Below are 17,906 nucleotides of genomic sequence, written 5' to 3' on the forward strand. Positions count from 1 at the left end.
AGTTATTTTTTCTTTTCATCGAAATGCTCGACCGCTACCTGGTGCAGCACATCGTAGAATTCTTCACCAAACTTACGGATCAACGGCTCTTTCAAAAACTGGTACACGGGCATCTTTAATTTTTTTCCCAATGTACAAGCCGCATTGCACAGCACTTCGCGGGGCTCATAGTTGACGTAGGTGGCATGCTTTGCTTCCACGATGCGGATGGGATACAAATGGCAACTGATCGGTTTTTTCCACGTCACCTTTCCATCATAATAGGCCTGTTCGATGGCACATTTGATGATGCCTTGCTTGTCGCGGATGCCATAGGCGCAGATGGTGCCGTTCACAGTCGGCGTCACCCATCCAAACTCCCGGTCGTACACATATTTGCCCTGGCGTTCGATCTCGGCCAGGCCTTCTTTTGTAAGATAAGATTTGACGGCTTCGAAGTTATCGTCGAGAATTTTCTTTTCTTCTTTGGCCAGCGGCGCACCGGCATCGCCGTCTTCGCAACAGCCGCCCTTGCATTTGTGCAGGTCGCAAACAAATTTGGCTTCCACCACGTCATCACTCACGAGTATGTTGTCGATTGCAATCACAGCTTCCGTTTTGACAAAGATAGGCAGGAGGACGTCAGACGCGAGACGTCAAACGTGAAACAAAAGAATCATTTAACTAGAGGCCTTCTGCCGATAGTCCGCGCCGGCTTTGAACCACCCGCACTTCCCCGTTTGACGTCTCGCGTCTGACATCTCACGTCTTCACTTCCATTTCAGTGTCTGAACCAGGTGTTCGATGTCCTCCCGGAGAAAATTGTTGACCGGACGCAGGGAGTCTTCGTTTGGAGTGGCATTGAAATAAAGGGCACCCCGCAAAAAATGTTTGACTGAATCCGTTGCAAAAAACTGGTTGGCCGTTGCCGCATTTCCCTTCAGCAAAAAATAAACCCCGCTGACCCCGTTTGGCGTTGAAAACGGTTTCGACTGGATGGCCGAGGCTCTTGTTGTGTGCTGTTTGTAAGACATCGTAAAGGCATCATTCACCAGCGAATCAAACCGGTGCCGGCCGATTTCCTTATAGCTCAAATGCAGCCGCCCGTCGAACTGCGGAAAGTCGATGTTGATCCAGTACGGGTTTTCGGCTTTCTCATCGAAAAACAGTGAGTCCTGGATGATATTGCCATAAGCCGGGTACTCGAAACTGTAGGGAAAACCGGGTTGGTTGAAAACGCGGTATTCTTTTTTGGGAAAGGCGATCTTGAAATAACCTCTTTCCTTTTGCACAAAGTCGCTGTTGCAGGCGGTTAATGCGACAAGAAGGAAGAGAAGGTTAAGGATAAGGTTGAGCGGGAGCCTTTTACTGCCAACTGCCAACTGCGAACTACCAACACTCTTATTGCTCATGGCTTGTATGATTGATAAAAATCTTGACCGTTTTGATCCGGTTTTTTTCGACTTCCAACAGTGTAAATTCAAAATCCCCGCTGGTGATTTTTTCATTGACCTGCGGAAACGCTCCCGCCAGTTCCAGGATCAGGCCTCCGAGCGACTCGCTTTCTCCTTTCACCGCGTCAAAGGTGTCGATGGGTAAGCGCATGGCGCGGCAGAGATCGGGCAACATGATTTTGGCATCAACCACATAGGTTTGCTCGTCCACTTCACGAATGGTATTTTCTTCTTCGTCAAATTCGTCGTGGATGTCGCCGATGATTTCCTCCAAAATATCTTCCATGGTCACGATGCCGCTGGTACCGCCGAATTCGTCGACCACGATGGCGAAATGGATGCGTTTGGTTTTAAACACCCGCAACAGGTCGCTGATCAGCTTTGTCTCGGGCACAAACATCGGCGGACGGATTACGCTCTGCCAGGCAAAATCCTGTTCGTGGAGGTAGGGCAGCAAATCCTTGGTGTTGATGATTCCCACGATCTCGTCCAAACTGCCCTTGTACACCGGCAGACGGGAATAATGCAGTTCTTCCACCCGTTTTACCACGTCGGCGAATGGCATGCTGTAATCCAGGCCGTTCACATCGAGGCGGGACCGCATGATCTGCCGCACGGTGATGTTGCCGAATTTGATTACGCCTTTCAGGATGTTTTTTTCTTCAACGGTTGTCTCCACGTTGGTGATGTCGATTGCATCGTCGAGTTCCCGCATACTCACCGAGTCGGACTCGGAGGCGCCGCTGGTTTTGTTGATGCTGTCGGCAATGCCAACCATGCGGGCACTGAGGCCACCCAAAAGCAGGTGCAATCCTTCCACCAGTGCCGAAGAAGTATAGGCAAAGCGCAAGGTGTTTTGCGAAGCCCACAGCTTGGGCAGGATCTTGCAAAAGAAAACGAGGATAAAGGCGATGATAATGATCTTCACCAGCAACTCGAGGTTGATGTCGATAAAGGTGTGGATGGTGGCAATTTGTAGCGGCGATAACAGGAGGTAGGCCAGAAAAATAATGGAAATGTTGAAAATGCCACCGGCAATCAGCAAACTGGTATACACTTCCTTGCGGTTATCCAGCAGGGAGGTGATTCGCCGGGCGGCTTCGTGCTGCTTGGTCTTTAGCATGTTCACGTCCTTTGCGTGCAGCGAGAACAGGGCCACTTCGGCACCGGATACCAGGAAGCTTAAAAACAGCAGCACCAGGAGCAATACAACCAGCAGCAAAGTGCCTTGTGAAGCAGCAGGAGTTTGAAGAATGATATAGAGAAGATGGTTAACCGAATGGGACTCCAAAGCAAGTATTTTGGTTCAAAAATAAGATGAAAGGCAGGTTCCCGGCCTGCCTCTTCAAAGTTCTGTTACCATTTGTCGATTGGAACGTCACCCGGGTCGCTGATGGGTAAATCCGTTCCGGGAAAACCTTCTATGCCTGCATCGCTCTGTGGCGCTGCACTCGAAGGCGTGTGGATACTGGTGTCGGTACGTTTATCCAGCATAATCAGGTTGTCGCCCACCACCTCGGTGGCGAACTTTCGATTGCCGTCTTTGTCTTCCCAGCTCCGGGTGCGCAGGCGGCCTTCAATGTAAACCAGGCTGCCTTTGTGAAGATATTTCTGCGCCAGCTCGGCGAGACCCCGCCAAAGGACGACGGTGTGCCATTCGGTTTGCGAAACCAGTTTTCCGGACCTGTCCTTAAACGTTTCGGTGGTTGCCAGCGGGAATTTAGCCACCCCAATGTTTCCTTCCAGGTACTGCATGTCGGGGTCCTTTCCTAAATTGCCAATGAGCATTACTCTGTTTACGCCTCTCATACAAGACTAGTTTTTCTTGAACGTTTACAATTCGTCTATCGATGCCTTCCCGTAAATTTAAAAAAGATCATCAAATTTTCTGCCAGCAAATTGACGATAATCATACCAGGTGGGTTTGAATGATTTGCTTTAACGTTTTGGGAAAAGCCAATTGTTGCATTTGTGCAAGGCTCATCCATTGATAACCCGCGACATTTTTCTTGCGTTTTACCTGCGCGAGAAAAAAGCAGAAGTGAATGCGTTGATGCGACAAAACCTGGGTTTCTTTCCATTCCTCCTGCACGGCATACTCGTTGATGCCCGACTCTTGCTGGAACAAAGACAGCAAGGTCTTTGCTTTTTTTGCTTTCTCCGTCTCGATCAGGAAAAATTGGTGAAGGCCCTGCCAGACGTCTTTTCCGGTGCGTTGCTGTACAAGCACCTCGTTGCCGCAACGAACAAGAAAGAAATTGAGCCATCTTTCCTTCAGCCTGGTCTGTTTTTCTTTTACCGGCAGCAGCTGCGTTTTACCGGCACGGTACGCAAGGCAGGATGCGTTGAAGAAACAATCCTGGCATACGGGCAATGGTTTGCAGACAGTGGCGCCAAAATCCATGATGGCCTGGTTGTATTCGCCGGCGTTTTCCGCGGGCAGGATGCGTTGGGCCAACGCAGCAAATTCTTTTTTTCCCGCAGTGGAGTCAATGGGAGTCTCCTTGTCGAAAATACGGGCCAGAACGCGGAAGACGTTCCCATCCAAAACAGCATAAGGCAGGTTGTAGGCAAACGAGGCAATGGCAGCCGCCGTATAACTGCCGATCCCTTTGAGCGAAAGAATCTCCTGGTAGGTTTGCGGAAAAACGCCGTTCAATTCGCCGGAGATATAGCGGGCCGTTTGCAAAAGGTTACGGCAGCGCGAATAGTATCCAAGCCCTTCCCACAACTTAAAGACTTTTTCATCCGGCGCTCCTGCCAAACTGTGCACATCCGGAAAAGCCGAAAGAAAGTTCTGGTAGTATTTCAGCCCCTGCTCCACCCGTGTTTGCTGCAACATAATCTCGCTGAGCCAGATTTTATAGGGGTCTTTCTCACCCTTCCAGGGCATCTGCCGGCCGTTGTCGTAACGGTTCCATCGAAGCAGTTCTCCGGCGAATAATGCCCCGCTCTTTTCTTCGCTAATTCCCTCTTTTTCAGCACGTTGTTTTTTCATAATGGAGAAACGCCTAATTTAGTCAAGAAAATATTTTTTTTATTGACACGCACTCTTTTTTGTTCTATATTGTTGCGTAAACAGCAAATTGTTCGCTATGAGAAAAGCAGACTTAGTCAACAAAATCTCCGAAAAGACAGGAATCCCCAAAGTGGATGTCATGATGACACTGGAAACCGCTTTCCGTGAAATCAAAGAGTCCCTTTCACAGGGCGAAAACATTTACATCCGCGGTTTTGGTTCCTTCATCACCAAACGGAGGGCTGCAAAAATCGGCCGTAACATCAAGAAAAACGTGGCTGTTCAAATCCCCGAACACTACATCCCGGCCTTTAAACCAGCAAAGGAGTTTGTGGCCGACGTGAAAAAAACGAGTGTCCTGGAGTAACTTTGCGGCTCCTGACCGGGTAGCGGGAAGGAAGCACGTATATGAACAAACCTCAGTGGATCACACTTTCCATCGCTGTTCTCCTTGTTATCGGCCTGTTTGCCGCCACGCAAAGCCAACTTTTTGGTGAAAGAAAAGCAAAAACTTCCACCGGTTCCGCACCACACGCCGACCACGACCACGAAGAAGGTTTTAGCACCGACAGCGTTCTTTATTACGCAAAAAAGAATCTTCCGCAAACACAGGTGGCCCGACTGGCACAAATGGAAAACAGCATCACCCGCGGCGACGTCGCCGACCAGAAACTTCACCTCATGCATCAACTGGCCCGCTTCTGGGCCGACAGTGCCAAAGCGTTTACGCCGCTGGCCTGGTATCCCTATGCTTATTATACAGCGGAAGCATCGCGGTTGGAAAATTCGGAAAAATCCCTTTCCTTTGCTGCCCGTTTATTTTTGGACGTCTTAGGCCGTGAAGAAGATCCCCGCGTCAAGCATTGGGAAGCAGAACAGGCCAAGGATTTGTTCGAGCGGTCTTTGAAAGTAAATCCGGCAAATGATTCGGCAAAAGTGGGTCTCGGGGCCACCATCCTTTACGGAGGACTGGGCTCACCCATGGAAGGCATTGGTATGATCCGGGAAGTGGCAGAGAAAGACTCCACCAACGCTTTTGCTCAGCAGACGTTGGGCGAAGCCAGCCTGCTATCGGGACAGTTGGACAAGGCAGTGGAACGGCTGAAAACCGTCAACCGCCTGCAGCCAAAGAACCTGCAGGCAATCCTGCTTCTGGCCGACACCTACGAACGCATGAACCAGAAGGAAGAAGCAGTACAATGGTACCGCAAATCGCTTCCACTGGCCGACAACCCGGAGATGAAAAAAGAAATTGAAAAACGCGTATCTGATTTAACAAACCATAAATAAAACATTTTTAGAGTATGCCTTGTGGTAAAAAAAGAAAACGTCATAAGATAGCGACGCATAAACGCAAAAAAAGATTAAGAAAGAACCGTCATAAAAAGCGTAAATAAGGTTCATTCGATCAACCGGAAGCCTCCTGTGAAGCTTCCGGTTATCCTTTTTTGGCAATGCCTACTTACAACCGATTGCAGTTCCCATCAATTTGCCTCTCTTACTCCTATCAACCCAAAAACTTCAGCAACCGGTTAAGAGCATAGCCTGATCTTTACGTACGCCTGTATTTTTAAAGAATTTATAATGTGAATAAGGAATTGATCATTAACTCCACGTCGTCGGGTGTGGAAATTGCGCTATTAGAAGAAAAAAAGCTGGTGGAGCTGCACAGCGAAAAAAACGATGCACGCTTTGCCGTTGGCGATTTGTATCTGGGTAAAGTCAAAAAATTAATTCCGGGCCTCAACGCCGCTTTTGTGGATGTGGGGTATGAAAAAGACGCGTTTTTGCATTATACCGATCTGAGTCCCTATGCAAAATCGCTGCTGAAATTTACCCAGCTTGCCATCAACGACAAGACACCAGGTGGGATGGATTTTGCCACTTTCCAGGTGGAACCCGAGATCATTAAAACCGGAAAGATCAACGAAGTGTTGAACGGAAAGCCCAACATCCTCGTTCAGATCCTGAAAGAGCCCATCGCCAACAAAGGTCCGCGGCTGAGCTGCGAGCTCTCGCTTCCCGGCCGATTCGTGGTACTGACACCATTTAACGACATTGTCGCAGTTTCCCGCAAAATTCATTCGTCCGAAGAGCGCAAACGCCTCCAGCGCATCGTTGAATCCATCAAGCTGAAAAACTTTGGCGTCATTGTGCGAACGGCAGCCGAAGGTAAGAACACGGCCGAACTGCACGAAGATCTATCAGAGCTCACGGCCATGTGGAAGAGCATCCAGGATAACCTGAAAGGCGCTCAACCGCCCACCAAAATCTTGAGCGAGCAAACAAAGACCGCCTCGATCCTTCGCGACCTGCTGAATGAAGATTTCAACCGCATCATCACCAACGACAAAAACATCTTCACCGACTCGAAGACCTACATCCAGAAAGTGGCGCCGGAGAAGGCCGACATTGTCACCTTTCACCAAAACGGCACACCCATTTTCGACCAGTTTGGTGTCACCAAGCAAATTAAATCGTCGTTTGGCAAAACGGTAAACCTGAACAGCGGGGCTTACATCATCATTGAGCACACCGAAGCCCTGCACGTGATCGATGTCAACAGCGGCTACAAAAGCGTCAGCAACAACCAGGAGCAGAACGCACTGGAAACAAACCTGGAAGCAGCAGAAGAAATTGCACGGCAACTGCGTTTGCGGGATATCGGGGGGATCATCGTGGTGGACTTCATCGATATGAAGCTGCCGGAAAACAAAAAGAAGCTGATGGAAGCCATGGAAGGCTTTATGCAACCCGACCGGGCCAAGCATGCCGTACTTCCCATTTCCAAGTTTGGTCTTATGCAGATCACCCGCCAGCGCATGAAGCCGGAAATGAATATCAATACACAGGAAGTTTGTCCTACGTGTAATGGTACCGGAAAGATTTCCTCCACGCTCCTCCTCGAAGATGAAATTGAAAAAAACCTCAGCTACCTCTTCACCCACAACCACAAAGAACTGACGATCGTTACGCATCCGATCCTGCATGCCTACCTTACCAAAGGCTTTTTCTGGAATTCCAAAATTGCCAAGTGGAAACGCAGGTTTGGAAAAAAGATCACTGCCGTGGCAGACACCAGCTACCACCTCACCGAGTTTAAGTTCTTTACTGAAAACGGTGATGAAATAAAGCTCTAAAAAAAAGCCGCTCACTGGAGCGGCTTTTTTATTTGTGTTGTTTTGTGGACTAATATCCGGGGTTCTGCGTAAGGCTGGAATTTGCATTCAGCTCGCGGAACGGGATGGGAAATACCAGCTTGTTGTCGTTCCAGGGCAATCCATCGATGGTGCGCTTGAAACGCTTGGCATCGTGAATGCCAAATCCTTCAAATGCCAGCTCTCTTCTTCTTTCCAGGTAGATCTGGTCTACACTGGTAATGGCCGCCAGATTGCCAAGACCGGCCCGTCGGCGAATGAGGTTCACATCGTTCAGTGGCGTGGCTCCGACCGTAGTGCCCAAGCGGTAGTTCGCTTCAGCACGGGTGAGGTAGAGTTCGGCAAGACGGACAACCTTTACGTTCGTATACAGGTCGCGGAACTTGGTGGTGCGGAAGGCACCGAACTTAAAGTAAAATGCGGTGTTGAAATCCGGCAGGTCGGGATCGTCCGTCACGGTGGCCCGCTCGTCTCCGGCTTGATAGAGGTTCAGGTGTTTTTGGTTCACTTCCACATCGCCATCACGGGCACCAAAAATGCTCACGGAATAAAACAGTTGCAGGTTGTTGGTACCATCCTGGTCGCTGACCTGGATCGCGAAAATATCTTCCGGCGTATTGGTCGACTGGTTGAAATTATCCATAAAATTGGCGAGCAGGCCCTTGTTTTTTGCATTCTGAATGCCCCTGTTGGCCGCATCCCTGGCGCCGGCGTAATCGGCTTTCTGCAAATACACCCTTGACAGGATAGCAGCCGCGGCTGATTTGGTGGCGTACACACCATTTTCCAGCGGCAGGAGGTTTTCCGCTTCGGTGAGGTCGGCAATCACTGCATTGTACACGTCCTGCACCGAGTTGCGTGAGGGCTTGGTGATCTCGTCGGTGGAGTTGGTTGGTGTTTTCACCACCGGTATGCCCGGGTTGGTGGCCGGGTTGCCGTCCGTATAGTCTTTTGCATAAAACCGAACCAGTTCAAAATGCATGGCGCCACGGATAAACAAGGCTTCGCCTTTCACCCTGTTTTGATCGGCTGTATTGACCTTGCCGATGTTGGCCAGCACACTGTTAACGATATTGATGGCATTGTAGCCGGCGCCCCACATCCCCGAAACGTTGGGGTTTGTTGTGAGAAGGCTTTTGCCCCATACTTCGCGGTAGGTGTTAAACGTACCGACCCAGCTCAGCTCACCGTCCGATCCCATCAGGTCGGCAAAAAGCTGCAGGTTGCCGCCGTAAAGGTTGCCCGAACTAATCGCATCGTATGCACCAAGCAGGACTTTTTTAATATTGGCGTCATTGGCCACCGCATCCTGCGGACTTAAAAACTGCGGGTCCTTCAGCTCCAGTTCTTTTTTACAGGACACGGCAAGGAGCGACAGGGCCAGGAGTCCAAAAAGTTTATTCTTCAATTTCATGTGTCTCATTCATTTTAATTGTTAGAAACCAATGTTTAAACCCACCACAAAGGATTTGATCTGCGGAGCCGCATAAAAGTCAGATCCCTGGTTGATGTTCGATGCCCGGTAGTCGGTATTCACTTCCGGATCCCAGCCTGAATAATTGGTGAATGTTGCCAGGTTTACACCGGTTGCATACACTCTTGCACTGCTCAATTTTGCCTTGCGCAGGATGTTGGCTGGCAGGTTATAGGCAAGCGTTACGTTTTTCAAACGAACATAGCTGCCACTTTCCATGTATTGGGTAGAAACACTGGGTGAAGCGAAATCACCAAACCAGTTCAGGCGGGCCTGCGGCACGTTGGTTACGTCGCCGGGCTTTTGCCAGCGTTTCAACTGGTCGCGGGTCTGGTTGTCGAACCAGTCGCCGCGGGCACTCATAAAGCCGCCGGCACCGTTCACGATCTGGTAGTCGAAAACGCCCTGGAACAGCACGTTCAGCTCGATGCCTTTGTAGCTAAAGCTGTTGTTGATACCGCCGAAGTATTTCGGGTTGGGATTGCCCACGACGAAACTTCCGGCTGCGTTGTAATCATTGGTCGTGGTTTTTCCGTCCTGCTCGTAATAGAGCGCATCACCGTTTTGCGGGTCAACACCTGCGTAGCGGGGACCATAAAACACGCCAATCGGCTGGCCTACGATCAGTGCATTCATGTAGCGGCCGTCATTGAACGACAGGGTGTCCTGCTCGCCGTCGATCTTCAGCACTTTGTTTTGGTTGTAGGTAAAGTTGAAGCTGGTGGTCCAGCGAAAATCCCTGCCGTTGATATTGGTGCTGTTCAGCGCTATCTCGATCCCTTTGTTCTGGATCTCACCGATGTTGGTGATGAAGCTGCCATAACCGGTGGTCAGCGGCACGGGTAGATTGAAGATGAAACCACGGCCGCCTTTGGCAGAACGCTTGTCGTAAAAATCAAACTCACCGCTCAACCGGTTGTTGAAAATGCCAAATTCAAGACCCAGGTCAAGCTGGTTGCTGGTTTCCCAGGTCAGTTGGTTGTTTCCCAGACGGGCGGGAGACAGCACCGATACGCCTGCATATTTGGCTACGCCAAAGGCCGGCTGAGCTTCGTAGTTGCCAAAGCCAAGCGAGTTGCCCAACTGGCCATAGCTTCCACGCAGCTTGAGGAAATTGAGCACATTGCTGCTTTTCAAAAAGTTTTCCTGGCTGATAATCCATCCTGCAGAAGCAGCAGGGAAAAAACCGTAGCGCTTGTCCACGCCAAACACGGAGGAACCGTCGTAGCGGCCACTCACGCCAAGGAGGTATTTGTCGTTAAACTTGTAATTGATCCTTCCAAAGAAAGACTCCAGTGCAAACTCGCTTTTCGACGAAGAACCGGCCGTGATCTTACCGGCACTGGCCAGCGTGCGCAGGTCATCGGACGGAAACTGTTCGCCGGACACCGAAGTGGAGCGACTTTGTGATTTCTCAAAAGAATAACCGGCTGTCGCGTCAAAATCATGTCGCGATCCGAGATTGAATTTGTAATTAAAAAAGTTGTTGGTGGTATACCGGACCGTCCGCAACCAGGTGCTCCGGCCAAAGCCATTTGTGGCGTTGCCGTTGATGGTTTGCGAACCGTAAAACTCTTCATCGTTCTGGTTCAGCATGTCGAGACCGAACTCCGTGCGGAAGTAGAGGTTCTTCAGGAAATTGTACTGGCCAAACGCGGCGCCGATGTTGCGGTAGTTGGTGGAACGCCATTCACCGTTCTCCAGTTCGATCAGCGGGTTGTAGTAAGTCGTCACGGGACGATCGTACAGTTTGCCGTTCTTATCACGCGCCGGCGTGATGGGAGAAAGCGCCACGATCTGCATCGGTGTGCTGAAGTCATTGTCTTCGGCCACCCGTCTTGTATTGGTGCGGGCCACCGTCAGGTTTACCCCTACTTTAAATTTATCGGAAAGGTCCTGGTCCAGGTTGATACGACCGGAGATGCGGTCGAAGTTATTGCCGAACAGGATACCATCCTGGCTGTTGTACGAACCGGACATGTAGTAACGGGTCCGTTCGTTCCCACCGGCGGCCGACACATCCACCGAACCCACATGGGCATCCTGGAAGGCCAGGTCTTCCCAATTGGTGTTGGTTTCCAGTTTCTTCCAGTCGCTCCAGCCGCTGTAGCGGGTGAAACGGCCTTCCACCTTGCTAACCATGTAATCAACAGCTTCCTGCTCGGAGCCAAACCCGGCCCAGTTGCCAGCGCGGTTGTAGTGGTATTTGCCGGCGTTGACGGCGGCTTCGCGGAAGAAGTCAAGGTATTCCTGCGCATTCAGGAAACCACGTTTATGCGTGGGATTGTTGGAACCGTATTGAAAATTGACGTTGAACTTGGGCTTGCCTGCGCGGCCTTTCTTGGTTGTAATGAGGATGACACCATTTGCCGCACGGCTACCATAAATGGCTGTTGCAGCGGCATCCTTCAATACATCGAACGACTCCACGTCGTTGAAGTTGATATCGGCCAGCGCATTACCCGACAAGGTTCCGGTGTTGATGGGAATTCCGTCCACCACATACAAGGGTGAATTGGAGGCGTTAATGGATCCCTGTCCGCGAATACGGACCTTCACGCCTTCACCCACTTTACCGTTTTGGGATTCGACAAATACGCCTGCCGCCCTACCCTGCAAGGCTTGCGTAAAGTTGGGCACCGGTGTATTCACCACATCAGCCCCTTTCACCTTGGTAACGCTGGACGTCAGTTCCCGTTTGGAGCTTTGTCCATAACCGGTAACGACAACTTCTGTCAGTTTGTTTTCGCCCTGTGCAAGACGGATGGATGCTGCGGCCGAGGCGGGCACTTCCACCGTCCGGTAACCGACATAGCTGATCTGCAGCGTGGCATTGGGAGCCGCCTTGATGGTAAACGAACCATCGGCAGCCGTGACGGCTGAAATGTTGGTGTTTTTGACGCTCACGGTTGCACCATAAACGGGCACGCCATTCTCGTCCGATACTTTACCTGTGATCTGAGTTGTTTGTGCCCAAAGGAATTGTATGCTACACAACATCCCTAAAAGCAGCAAATTCTTGATTTTTCTCATCTGTAGCGAGTTTTCGTGAAATGTTAAGATTACGCTGCCAAGTTAGACATTTAGGCGGTCAGATTTGCTGCATGAGCGGTTCAATACGCTGCCTGGCAGCAAAAAATTGAAAAACCCCACAAATTCATCATATACAACATTTTATTATTAGGCCACGAAAGGAGAAAACCAGGGCGAGGAGAAGACAAACCGGTTTTTCTCAATTGCTGCATTTCAAAAAAAAAGCCCCGGAGAATTTCCGGGGCTTGTCTATCAATAAAAAACAGCTTAATAGCCGGGGTTCTGCACAATCGCAGGATTAGCCTGGATTTCCGATTGCGGAATGGGAAGGTTCCATTCCCTTGCAGCCGGTTCGAGAGTACAGAAGTTGGAACAGTTGGTTGTCCTGTTGATGGTGCGGGTTGTGCGCTTCAGATCAAAGAAACGCTGTCCTTCCATGAAAAGCTCTTTTCTTCTTTCCACGAAAATCGCATCCAGCAGGGCTGCACCGGTTTCAAGGCCGGAAGCCGCATTGCGGGCCTGGCGTAGGGTGTTCAAATCCAGCAGGGCCTGTACGTCGTTTCCAAGTCGGGCATAGGCTTCGGCACGGATAAGGTACATTTCGCTGGTGCGGAAGGCTTTGAAATCAACGATGCCATCGGTACGTCCTTCCTTGCCAATGTACTTGGACGCCACCAGGCGGTTGGTTCCGCGCCTCGCGATCGAAGAAAAGAAAGAAGGATAGCGAACGTCGGTGGAGGCATTGTAGGTTGCCAGCAGGTTGGTGGTCGGCCTGTACGAAGCCCGGTTGCCAACGGCATAATAAACGTTACCGCCAATGTCGCTGTTGAAAGCCTGGAACTTTACGGACCAAACCACTTCTTTTGTTGTGACGTCTTTCCAGATCTGCGGGTACTCCGAAGGCGTCGCCAGGGGACGTGCATTGATCACCAGGGTTGCATACTTGATGGCGCTGTCCTGCACACCAGCATAATTGTACATACGGGCCAGGATGGCATTCACGACCATCGGGTCGATCAGCGAACGGGCACTGGCCGCCGTGCTGGTAGCAGACTGGATTTCTTTGTCCATGTTGCCCATCAGGTTTTTGGCTTCCTTCAGGTCGGCTTCAATCCGGTCCCAGGTAGCTTTTACCGTCAGGCGGGCCGGCTTTTGCTCGATGTCGAAACGGTCGACATACGGAACACCCAGCTTGGTGGAATTGCGGCCGTAGTCCTCACCGAAATAGCGCAACAGGTCGAAATGAGACAGGGCACGAATGGCCAGAGCCTGCGCTTTGATACGGTTGACCGCACGGGGGTTTTGCGAAGCCAGGTTATCGATGCCACGCAGGGTCAGGTTGGCCTGGCGAACCACGCTGTATGCATCCAGCCAAATGTCTTCCACATAACCATCGTCGGCCGTGTAATACCAGCCGGAAAATTGGGTGTAGTTGACCAGCGACTCACTGGTCTCATACAAATTATCACTCATCATATCGGGCAACGCAACGAAAGCGTTGGCCCCGCTGGTGCTGCCGTAATAGCTATTGGCCAGGAATTGCGAGTAAGCTCCCGTCAATGCGTATTCGTAGTCGTTGATGGTCTTAAAGCGCTCTTCGCCATTCAGCGTGTAGGTCGGGCTTTGGTCGATCTCCTTTGTACAGGAGGCCAGGAACAGAGATCCTACCAGAGCAGAAAATATATAGTTCACTATCTTTTTCATTCGTCAATCAATTTTAAAAATTAAAAACCAACAGTGGCACCAAACGTCCATGTTTTCAACGGCGGATACTGGGCACCCAGCAGGTTCCCCGAAGGCACTTCCGGATCGTAGGCCAGGACGTTGTGCCAGGTGTATAGGTTTTGTCCCTGGATAAAGAAGCGCACCGTGCTGGCTTTGATTTTTCCGGCAACGTTCGCCGGCAATGCATAGCTCAGCATCACGTTGCGTAAACGGAGAAACTTCCCGTCTTCCACATAGCGGGTGGTCTCGGGGTGGTATTCGTCCATCAGGCCCGGAACGTCTGTAATGTCACCGGCTTTGGTCCAGGCACGCTGCAGACTCTCTGCCACACTGGAATAATAATAACCGGGGTTCTCCACGTTGGTGCGGTCGTTGTTGTAAACCTTGTTGCCAAACATGTAGGTGAAGAGCACACCCAGCTCAAAGCCTTTGTAGCCAAACGTATTGGTCACACCACCAAAATGCGGGGGATCGGTGCGGCCAGCAATCACGCGGTCGTTCGGATCGTAGGTTTTGGTTTCTTTTCCGTCTTTGGTCAGGTAAATCGACTCGCCGGTTTGCGGATCCACGCGGGCAAAACGAACGACGTACAGCGAGTTTTGCGATTCACCCACACGGTTGATGAACAGGCCATCGATGTTCTCGGGCTGTCCGTCCAGTTCCAGGATGCGGTTCTGGTTGTAGGTGTGGTTGGCCGACAGTGTCCAGTTAAAGCCTTTGCCTTTAAAGATCGCTGCGGTGATGGTGGCTTCGATCCCACGGTTGCGCATGCGGCCCATGTTGGTGAGGATAGACGTGGTGCCACTGGTGCCGGAGATCTGGCGGTTCAGGTACAAACCGTTGGTAACGGAGTTGTACACTTCAAACGTACCGTTTACACGGTTTTTCAGCAGGCCAAAGTCAATGCCCGCATTGAACATGTTGCGGATCTCCCAGGTCAGGTTGGGTTTTGCCAGGTTGGTGAGCACCAAACCGCCCACACCGTTGTAAGAGGTCGGGCCAAACAGCTCCAGCGCTTCGTAATCATTACCCACATTGGAATTGGCAGCAGAACCATAACCGACTTTCAGCTTCAGGTCATTGAACAGGGAATTCTTCATGAAGTCTTCGGAGCTGATCACCCAGCTACCGCCGATGCTACCGAAAGTTGTCCACTTCTTTCCTTCGGCCAGTTTAGACGCACCGTCGCGGCGCACCGTTCCGTTGAGGAAATATTTGCCTTTGTAGTTGTAATCGCCAATAGCAAAATAAGAAAGCAAGGCCGATGTGGTCTCGTTGCCATTTACCGTTGGGATGAAGCCGTTGGTCGGCGTACCGGGAATAATTCCGGCTGCATTGCGGAAAGCACCCGCCAGTCCGTAGCCGGTAAAGCCAAAGGACGTAAAGCGGTTTTGGATCAACTCGTTAAACAGGTTGATACCGAACGCATGGTCGCCGGTTGTTTTGCGGTAGCCCAACGAGTTGGTCACCGAAAAGCGGCGGTTGCGGTTGTTGCTTTGTGCAAAAGAACCCTGCCCGCCTGTTTGCTGACTTCCGAGGTAAGTCGTAGGACTTACATAACGCTGGATGGTGTTGTCGGTAAAGTCAACACCCAGGTTGGTTTTGGCGGTCAGTCCCTGCAGGAAAGGCGCACGGTATTCCAGGTTGAAGGCGGCAAGTCCTTTCAGTTGCCTGTTGGTGCGTGGGTTTTCCAGCAATTCTTTCAGGGCGTTGGGCTGTCCCTGGATGGCCATGTCTGCATCGTTGTAGCTACCATCGGGCAGGTAAGGCGTTACGTAGGGCAGGTGCCAGCGGATGGCATTGAGCGGTGAGCCGATGCCGGTGTTCGACTCGGTTGTGTTTTCAAGCCGGGAAGAACCCACAAAGGCATTCAGTCCCAGGCGGAAATCGTTCACCGAGTGATCGAGGTTGATACGGCCGGTGTAACGCTTCAAGCCTGTTGCGGTCACCACGCCTTCCTGGTCGAAAGCAGAACCCGAAACAAAAAAGCGGGTGCGCTCACTGCCACCGGTCAGGCTGATCTGGTGCTGCTGGGTTTTTGCCTTGCGGAACATGGCGCCGGCCCAGTTGCCGTTCACTTTGGAAAGACTGTCGGCTTCTTCGTCGCTCCAGCCATTGGGATTGGTGCCGTAAATACCGTCGGCCGACATTTCAAAGGCGATCTTTTCGGCCGCATTCATCAGTTTCAGCTTGTTCTCGGGCAGTTCGCCAATACCGTATTGGTAGTCGTAGGTCAGGCGGGTTTTATTGGCCGTGCCTTTTTTCGTGGTGATCACAATGACACCATTGGCGCCGCGGGAACCGTATTGCGAGGTGGATACCGCGTCTTTCAAAATGTTGTACGACTCAAAATCGGAAGGGTTCAGGCTCTGGAAGTCTGCAGCGCTGATCTGGATGCCATCCACGATGTAAAGCGGCTGGGTTGATCCCAGAACAGAGCCCTTTCCGCGGATGATGACATTGGCGGCAGAACCCGGCTGGCCGCTTCCCGACTGGATCAGCACACCGGCCGACTTACCCTGGAGCTGCTGTTCAAACGACGCTACGGGCTGCAGTCTCACCTCGTCGGCTTTTACCCGGGCAATGGAGCCGGTAGAAGCGCGGCGAGTTTGCGAGGTGTAGCCTGTGACCACCACTTCGGTCATGGCATTTTCGCCGGCCGCCAGTGCCACGTTTACCACGCTACCTACCGGACGCTCAAGGGTCGCATAGCCCACGAAGCTGAACACCAGGGTTCCGTTGTCGGGAGCACTGATGCTGTAGGTTCCTTCCGCACCGGTGACGGCGGATCGGTTGTTGTTTTTCACTGTTACGGTGACGCCGGCAAGCGGTGAGCCGTCTTTCTGATCGGTAACTTTTCCCGTTACCTGCACCTGGGCCCATAGGATTTGGACACAGAAGAGGAGCCCCGTTGCGAGGAGCAGTTTCAATCTTCTCATTCTCATTGTTTTAAAAAGGTTGCAAAAATAAAGGCCGAATAAGTAAGAGTCTCGGAAGATTCTGATCTGCTGCTTTTTTGCATTCCTTTTTGATGAGCGGTCAAATAGGCTGGTGACAGAATACTCATAAAATAATAATCACGCATATGTCTTCCGCCTAATCGCTAAAATGCAAAGGCCACCCAAATGGGTGGCCTTTGCCGCGATGCTAGGAAAGCGGTTACATTTTTTTCAATCGCAATAAATTTTGACCGTATGTGGCTGTGCCGTAAATCACATCCTGGTACAGGATGATATCACCTGTGCATGCAAAGACGTAACTGACTTTGCCGGCAGTTGATTTTACTTTCGCAGGCACCAGTGAACTGCCCGAATAATAATCGCCGACGCTTTGTTCATCAATCGTGGCCCGTCCGCTTGTTGGGTCAATTTTGATAACAACTCCTTTGCGGTTGGTTCCGTACGCTGGTGCGGGATACTCCAGCAACGTAATGGAATTCGCTGTTGCATTGGTTACTTTCAATACTTCACCTGCCGCAAAGTCCTGCCAGTCATTATCGCTAACCACCACGAAATCGCCGGCAAAACCAGTGGGATCAAACGGGCACGTGATGGTGGAGAACATCCGCATACCCATGTTGAAAGCCGCCGATGATTCAAATTCGGAGTTGGTGTTGTTATAATTGTACACCTTTCCCGACTTGGTCACAATCTCGTTATAAATGACATACTGAGCTCCGGGCGACAACGTCGTTGGCGAAACGCCCAGGGCCGTGGCTACCTGAGCGCCGGTAACAGAGATGGTCACCTTGCCATCCGACCCGACAGTTGTTTCCTTTACCTTTTTCCAGGTACTCTTGTCTGCGGAGTTTTTGCTGCTGCTTACGTAACTAATCACCTTATCGGCCGCTTCGCCCACAATGTGTGCATCCCAGCTCACTGCCGATGTATTGATCTGTGCAAAATTGAACTCGGTGTTGTTGGCCTTGTCAATGGAGAGGTAAGAGCCGGTTGCCAGTTGGTCTGGCGACAGCACCTGGTCGGTTTCTTTTTTACAGGCAAAAAATACCAGCAGTGTAAAAAAGGCAAATATGCTGATCTGAATTTTTCTCATTGCATTCAATT

13 protein-coding genes are annotated in these 17,906 nt (G+C 51.0%); 3 read left to right on the top strand and 10 right to left on the bottom strand.

Annotated features, from left to right (window positions below; all coding sequences use genetic code 11):
- Positions 1–2 precede the first annotated feature (2 nt).
- The 5 genes from D6024_RS01790 to mutY form a co-directional block, all read right to left on the bottom strand.
- Complete coding sequence (locus D6024_RS01790) at positions 3–587, bottom strand: DUF3109 family protein (RefSeq protein ID WP_121352491.1); 585 nt, start codon at positions 585–587, stop codon at positions 3–5.
- Between the two features lie 162 nt (positions 588–749).
- Positions 750–1,391, bottom strand: coding sequence for a gliding motility lipoprotein GldD (gene gldD / locus D6024_RS01795; RefSeq protein ID WP_240409908.1), 642 nt, complete (start codon positions 1,389–1,391; stop codon positions 750–752).
- On the bottom strand, positions 1,381–2,724 hold the full coding sequence (gene gldE, locus D6024_RS01800) for a gliding motility-associated protein GldE (protein WP_240409909.1): 1,344 nt from the start codon (positions 2,722–2,724) through the stop codon (positions 1,381–1,383). The genes gldD and gldE overlap by 11 nt, the downstream gene beginning before the upstream one ends.
- A 65-nt stretch (positions 2,725–2,789) precedes the next feature.
- Complete coding sequence (locus D6024_RS01805) at positions 2,790–3,242, bottom strand: single-stranded DNA-binding protein (protein WP_121352492.1); 453 nt, start codon at positions 3,240–3,242, stop codon at positions 2,790–2,792.
- Between the two features lie 100 nt (positions 3,243–3,342).
- Positions 3,343–4,431, bottom strand: a complete 1,089-nt coding sequence (mutY, locus tag D6024_RS01810; protein WP_121352493.1) for an A/G-specific adenine glycosylase — start codon at positions 4,429–4,431, stop codon at positions 3,343–3,345.
- 97 nt (positions 4,432–4,528) lie between these two features.
- Between mutY and D6024_RS01815 the strand changes: the two genes are divergently transcribed.
- The 3 genes from D6024_RS01815 (at position 4,529) to D6024_RS01825 (ending at position 7,592) form a co-directional block, all read left to right on the top strand.
- Entirely contained in the window at positions 4,529–4,819 is a 291-nt protein-coding gene (locus D6024_RS01815; protein ID WP_121352494.1) for an HU family DNA-binding protein, read from the top strand.
- 41 nt (positions 4,820–4,860) lie between these two features.
- On the top strand, positions 4,861–5,742 hold the full coding sequence (locus D6024_RS01820; protein WP_121352495.1) for a tetratricopeptide repeat protein: 882 nt from the start codon (positions 4,861–4,863) through the stop codon (positions 5,740–5,742).
- A 296-nt stretch (positions 5,743–6,038) separates the two neighbouring features.
- Positions 6,039–7,592: an Rne/Rng family ribonuclease gene (locus D6024_RS01825; RefSeq protein WP_121352496.1), complete on the top strand. Its 1,554-nt coding sequence runs from the start codon at positions 6,039–6,041 to the stop codon at positions 7,590–7,592.
- A 49-nt stretch (positions 7,593–7,641) separates the two neighbouring features.
- Here the strand turns inward: D6024_RS01825 and D6024_RS01830 are convergent, their stop codons facing one another.
- From D6024_RS01830 to D6024_RS01850, 5 genes are all read right to left on the bottom strand, one after another.
- Positions 7,642–9,033, bottom strand: a complete 1,392-nt coding sequence (locus tag D6024_RS01830) for a RagB/SusD family nutrient uptake outer membrane protein (RefSeq protein ID WP_205573207.1) — start codon at positions 9,031–9,033, stop codon at positions 7,642–7,644.
- Between the two features lie 12 nt (positions 9,034–9,045).
- A complete protein-coding gene (locus D6024_RS01835) occupies positions 9,046–12,117 on the bottom strand; it encodes a SusC/RagA family TonB-linked outer membrane protein (RefSeq protein WP_121352498.1) in 3,072 nt (1,023 codons plus the stop codon).
- A 267-nt stretch (positions 12,118–12,384) separates the two neighbouring features.
- Entirely contained in the window at positions 12,385–13,821 is a 1,437-nt protein-coding gene (locus tag D6024_RS01840) for a RagB/SusD family nutrient uptake outer membrane protein (RefSeq protein ID WP_121352499.1), read from the bottom strand.
- Positions 13,822–13,841: 20 nt separating this feature from the next.
- The gene (locus D6024_RS01845; protein ID WP_162944472.1) at positions 13,842–16,781 is read right to left on the bottom strand and encodes a SusC/RagA family TonB-linked outer membrane protein; all 2,940 of its coding nucleotides are present in this window, start codon (positions 16,779–16,781) and stop codon (positions 13,842–13,844) included.
- A 220-nt stretch (positions 16,782–17,001) separates the two neighbouring features.
- On the bottom strand, positions 17,002–17,895 hold the full coding sequence (locus D6024_RS01850) for a hypothetical protein (protein ID WP_121352501.1): 894 nt from the start codon (positions 17,893–17,895) through the stop codon (positions 17,002–17,004).
- Between the last annotated feature and the right edge of the window lie 11 nt (positions 17,896–17,906).

Source organism: Flavisolibacter nicotianae (genome assembly GCF_003628535.1).
GTDB classification, from domain to species: Bacteria; Bacteroidota; Bacteroidia; order Chitinophagales; family Chitinophagaceae; genus Flavisolibacter; species Flavisolibacter nicotianae.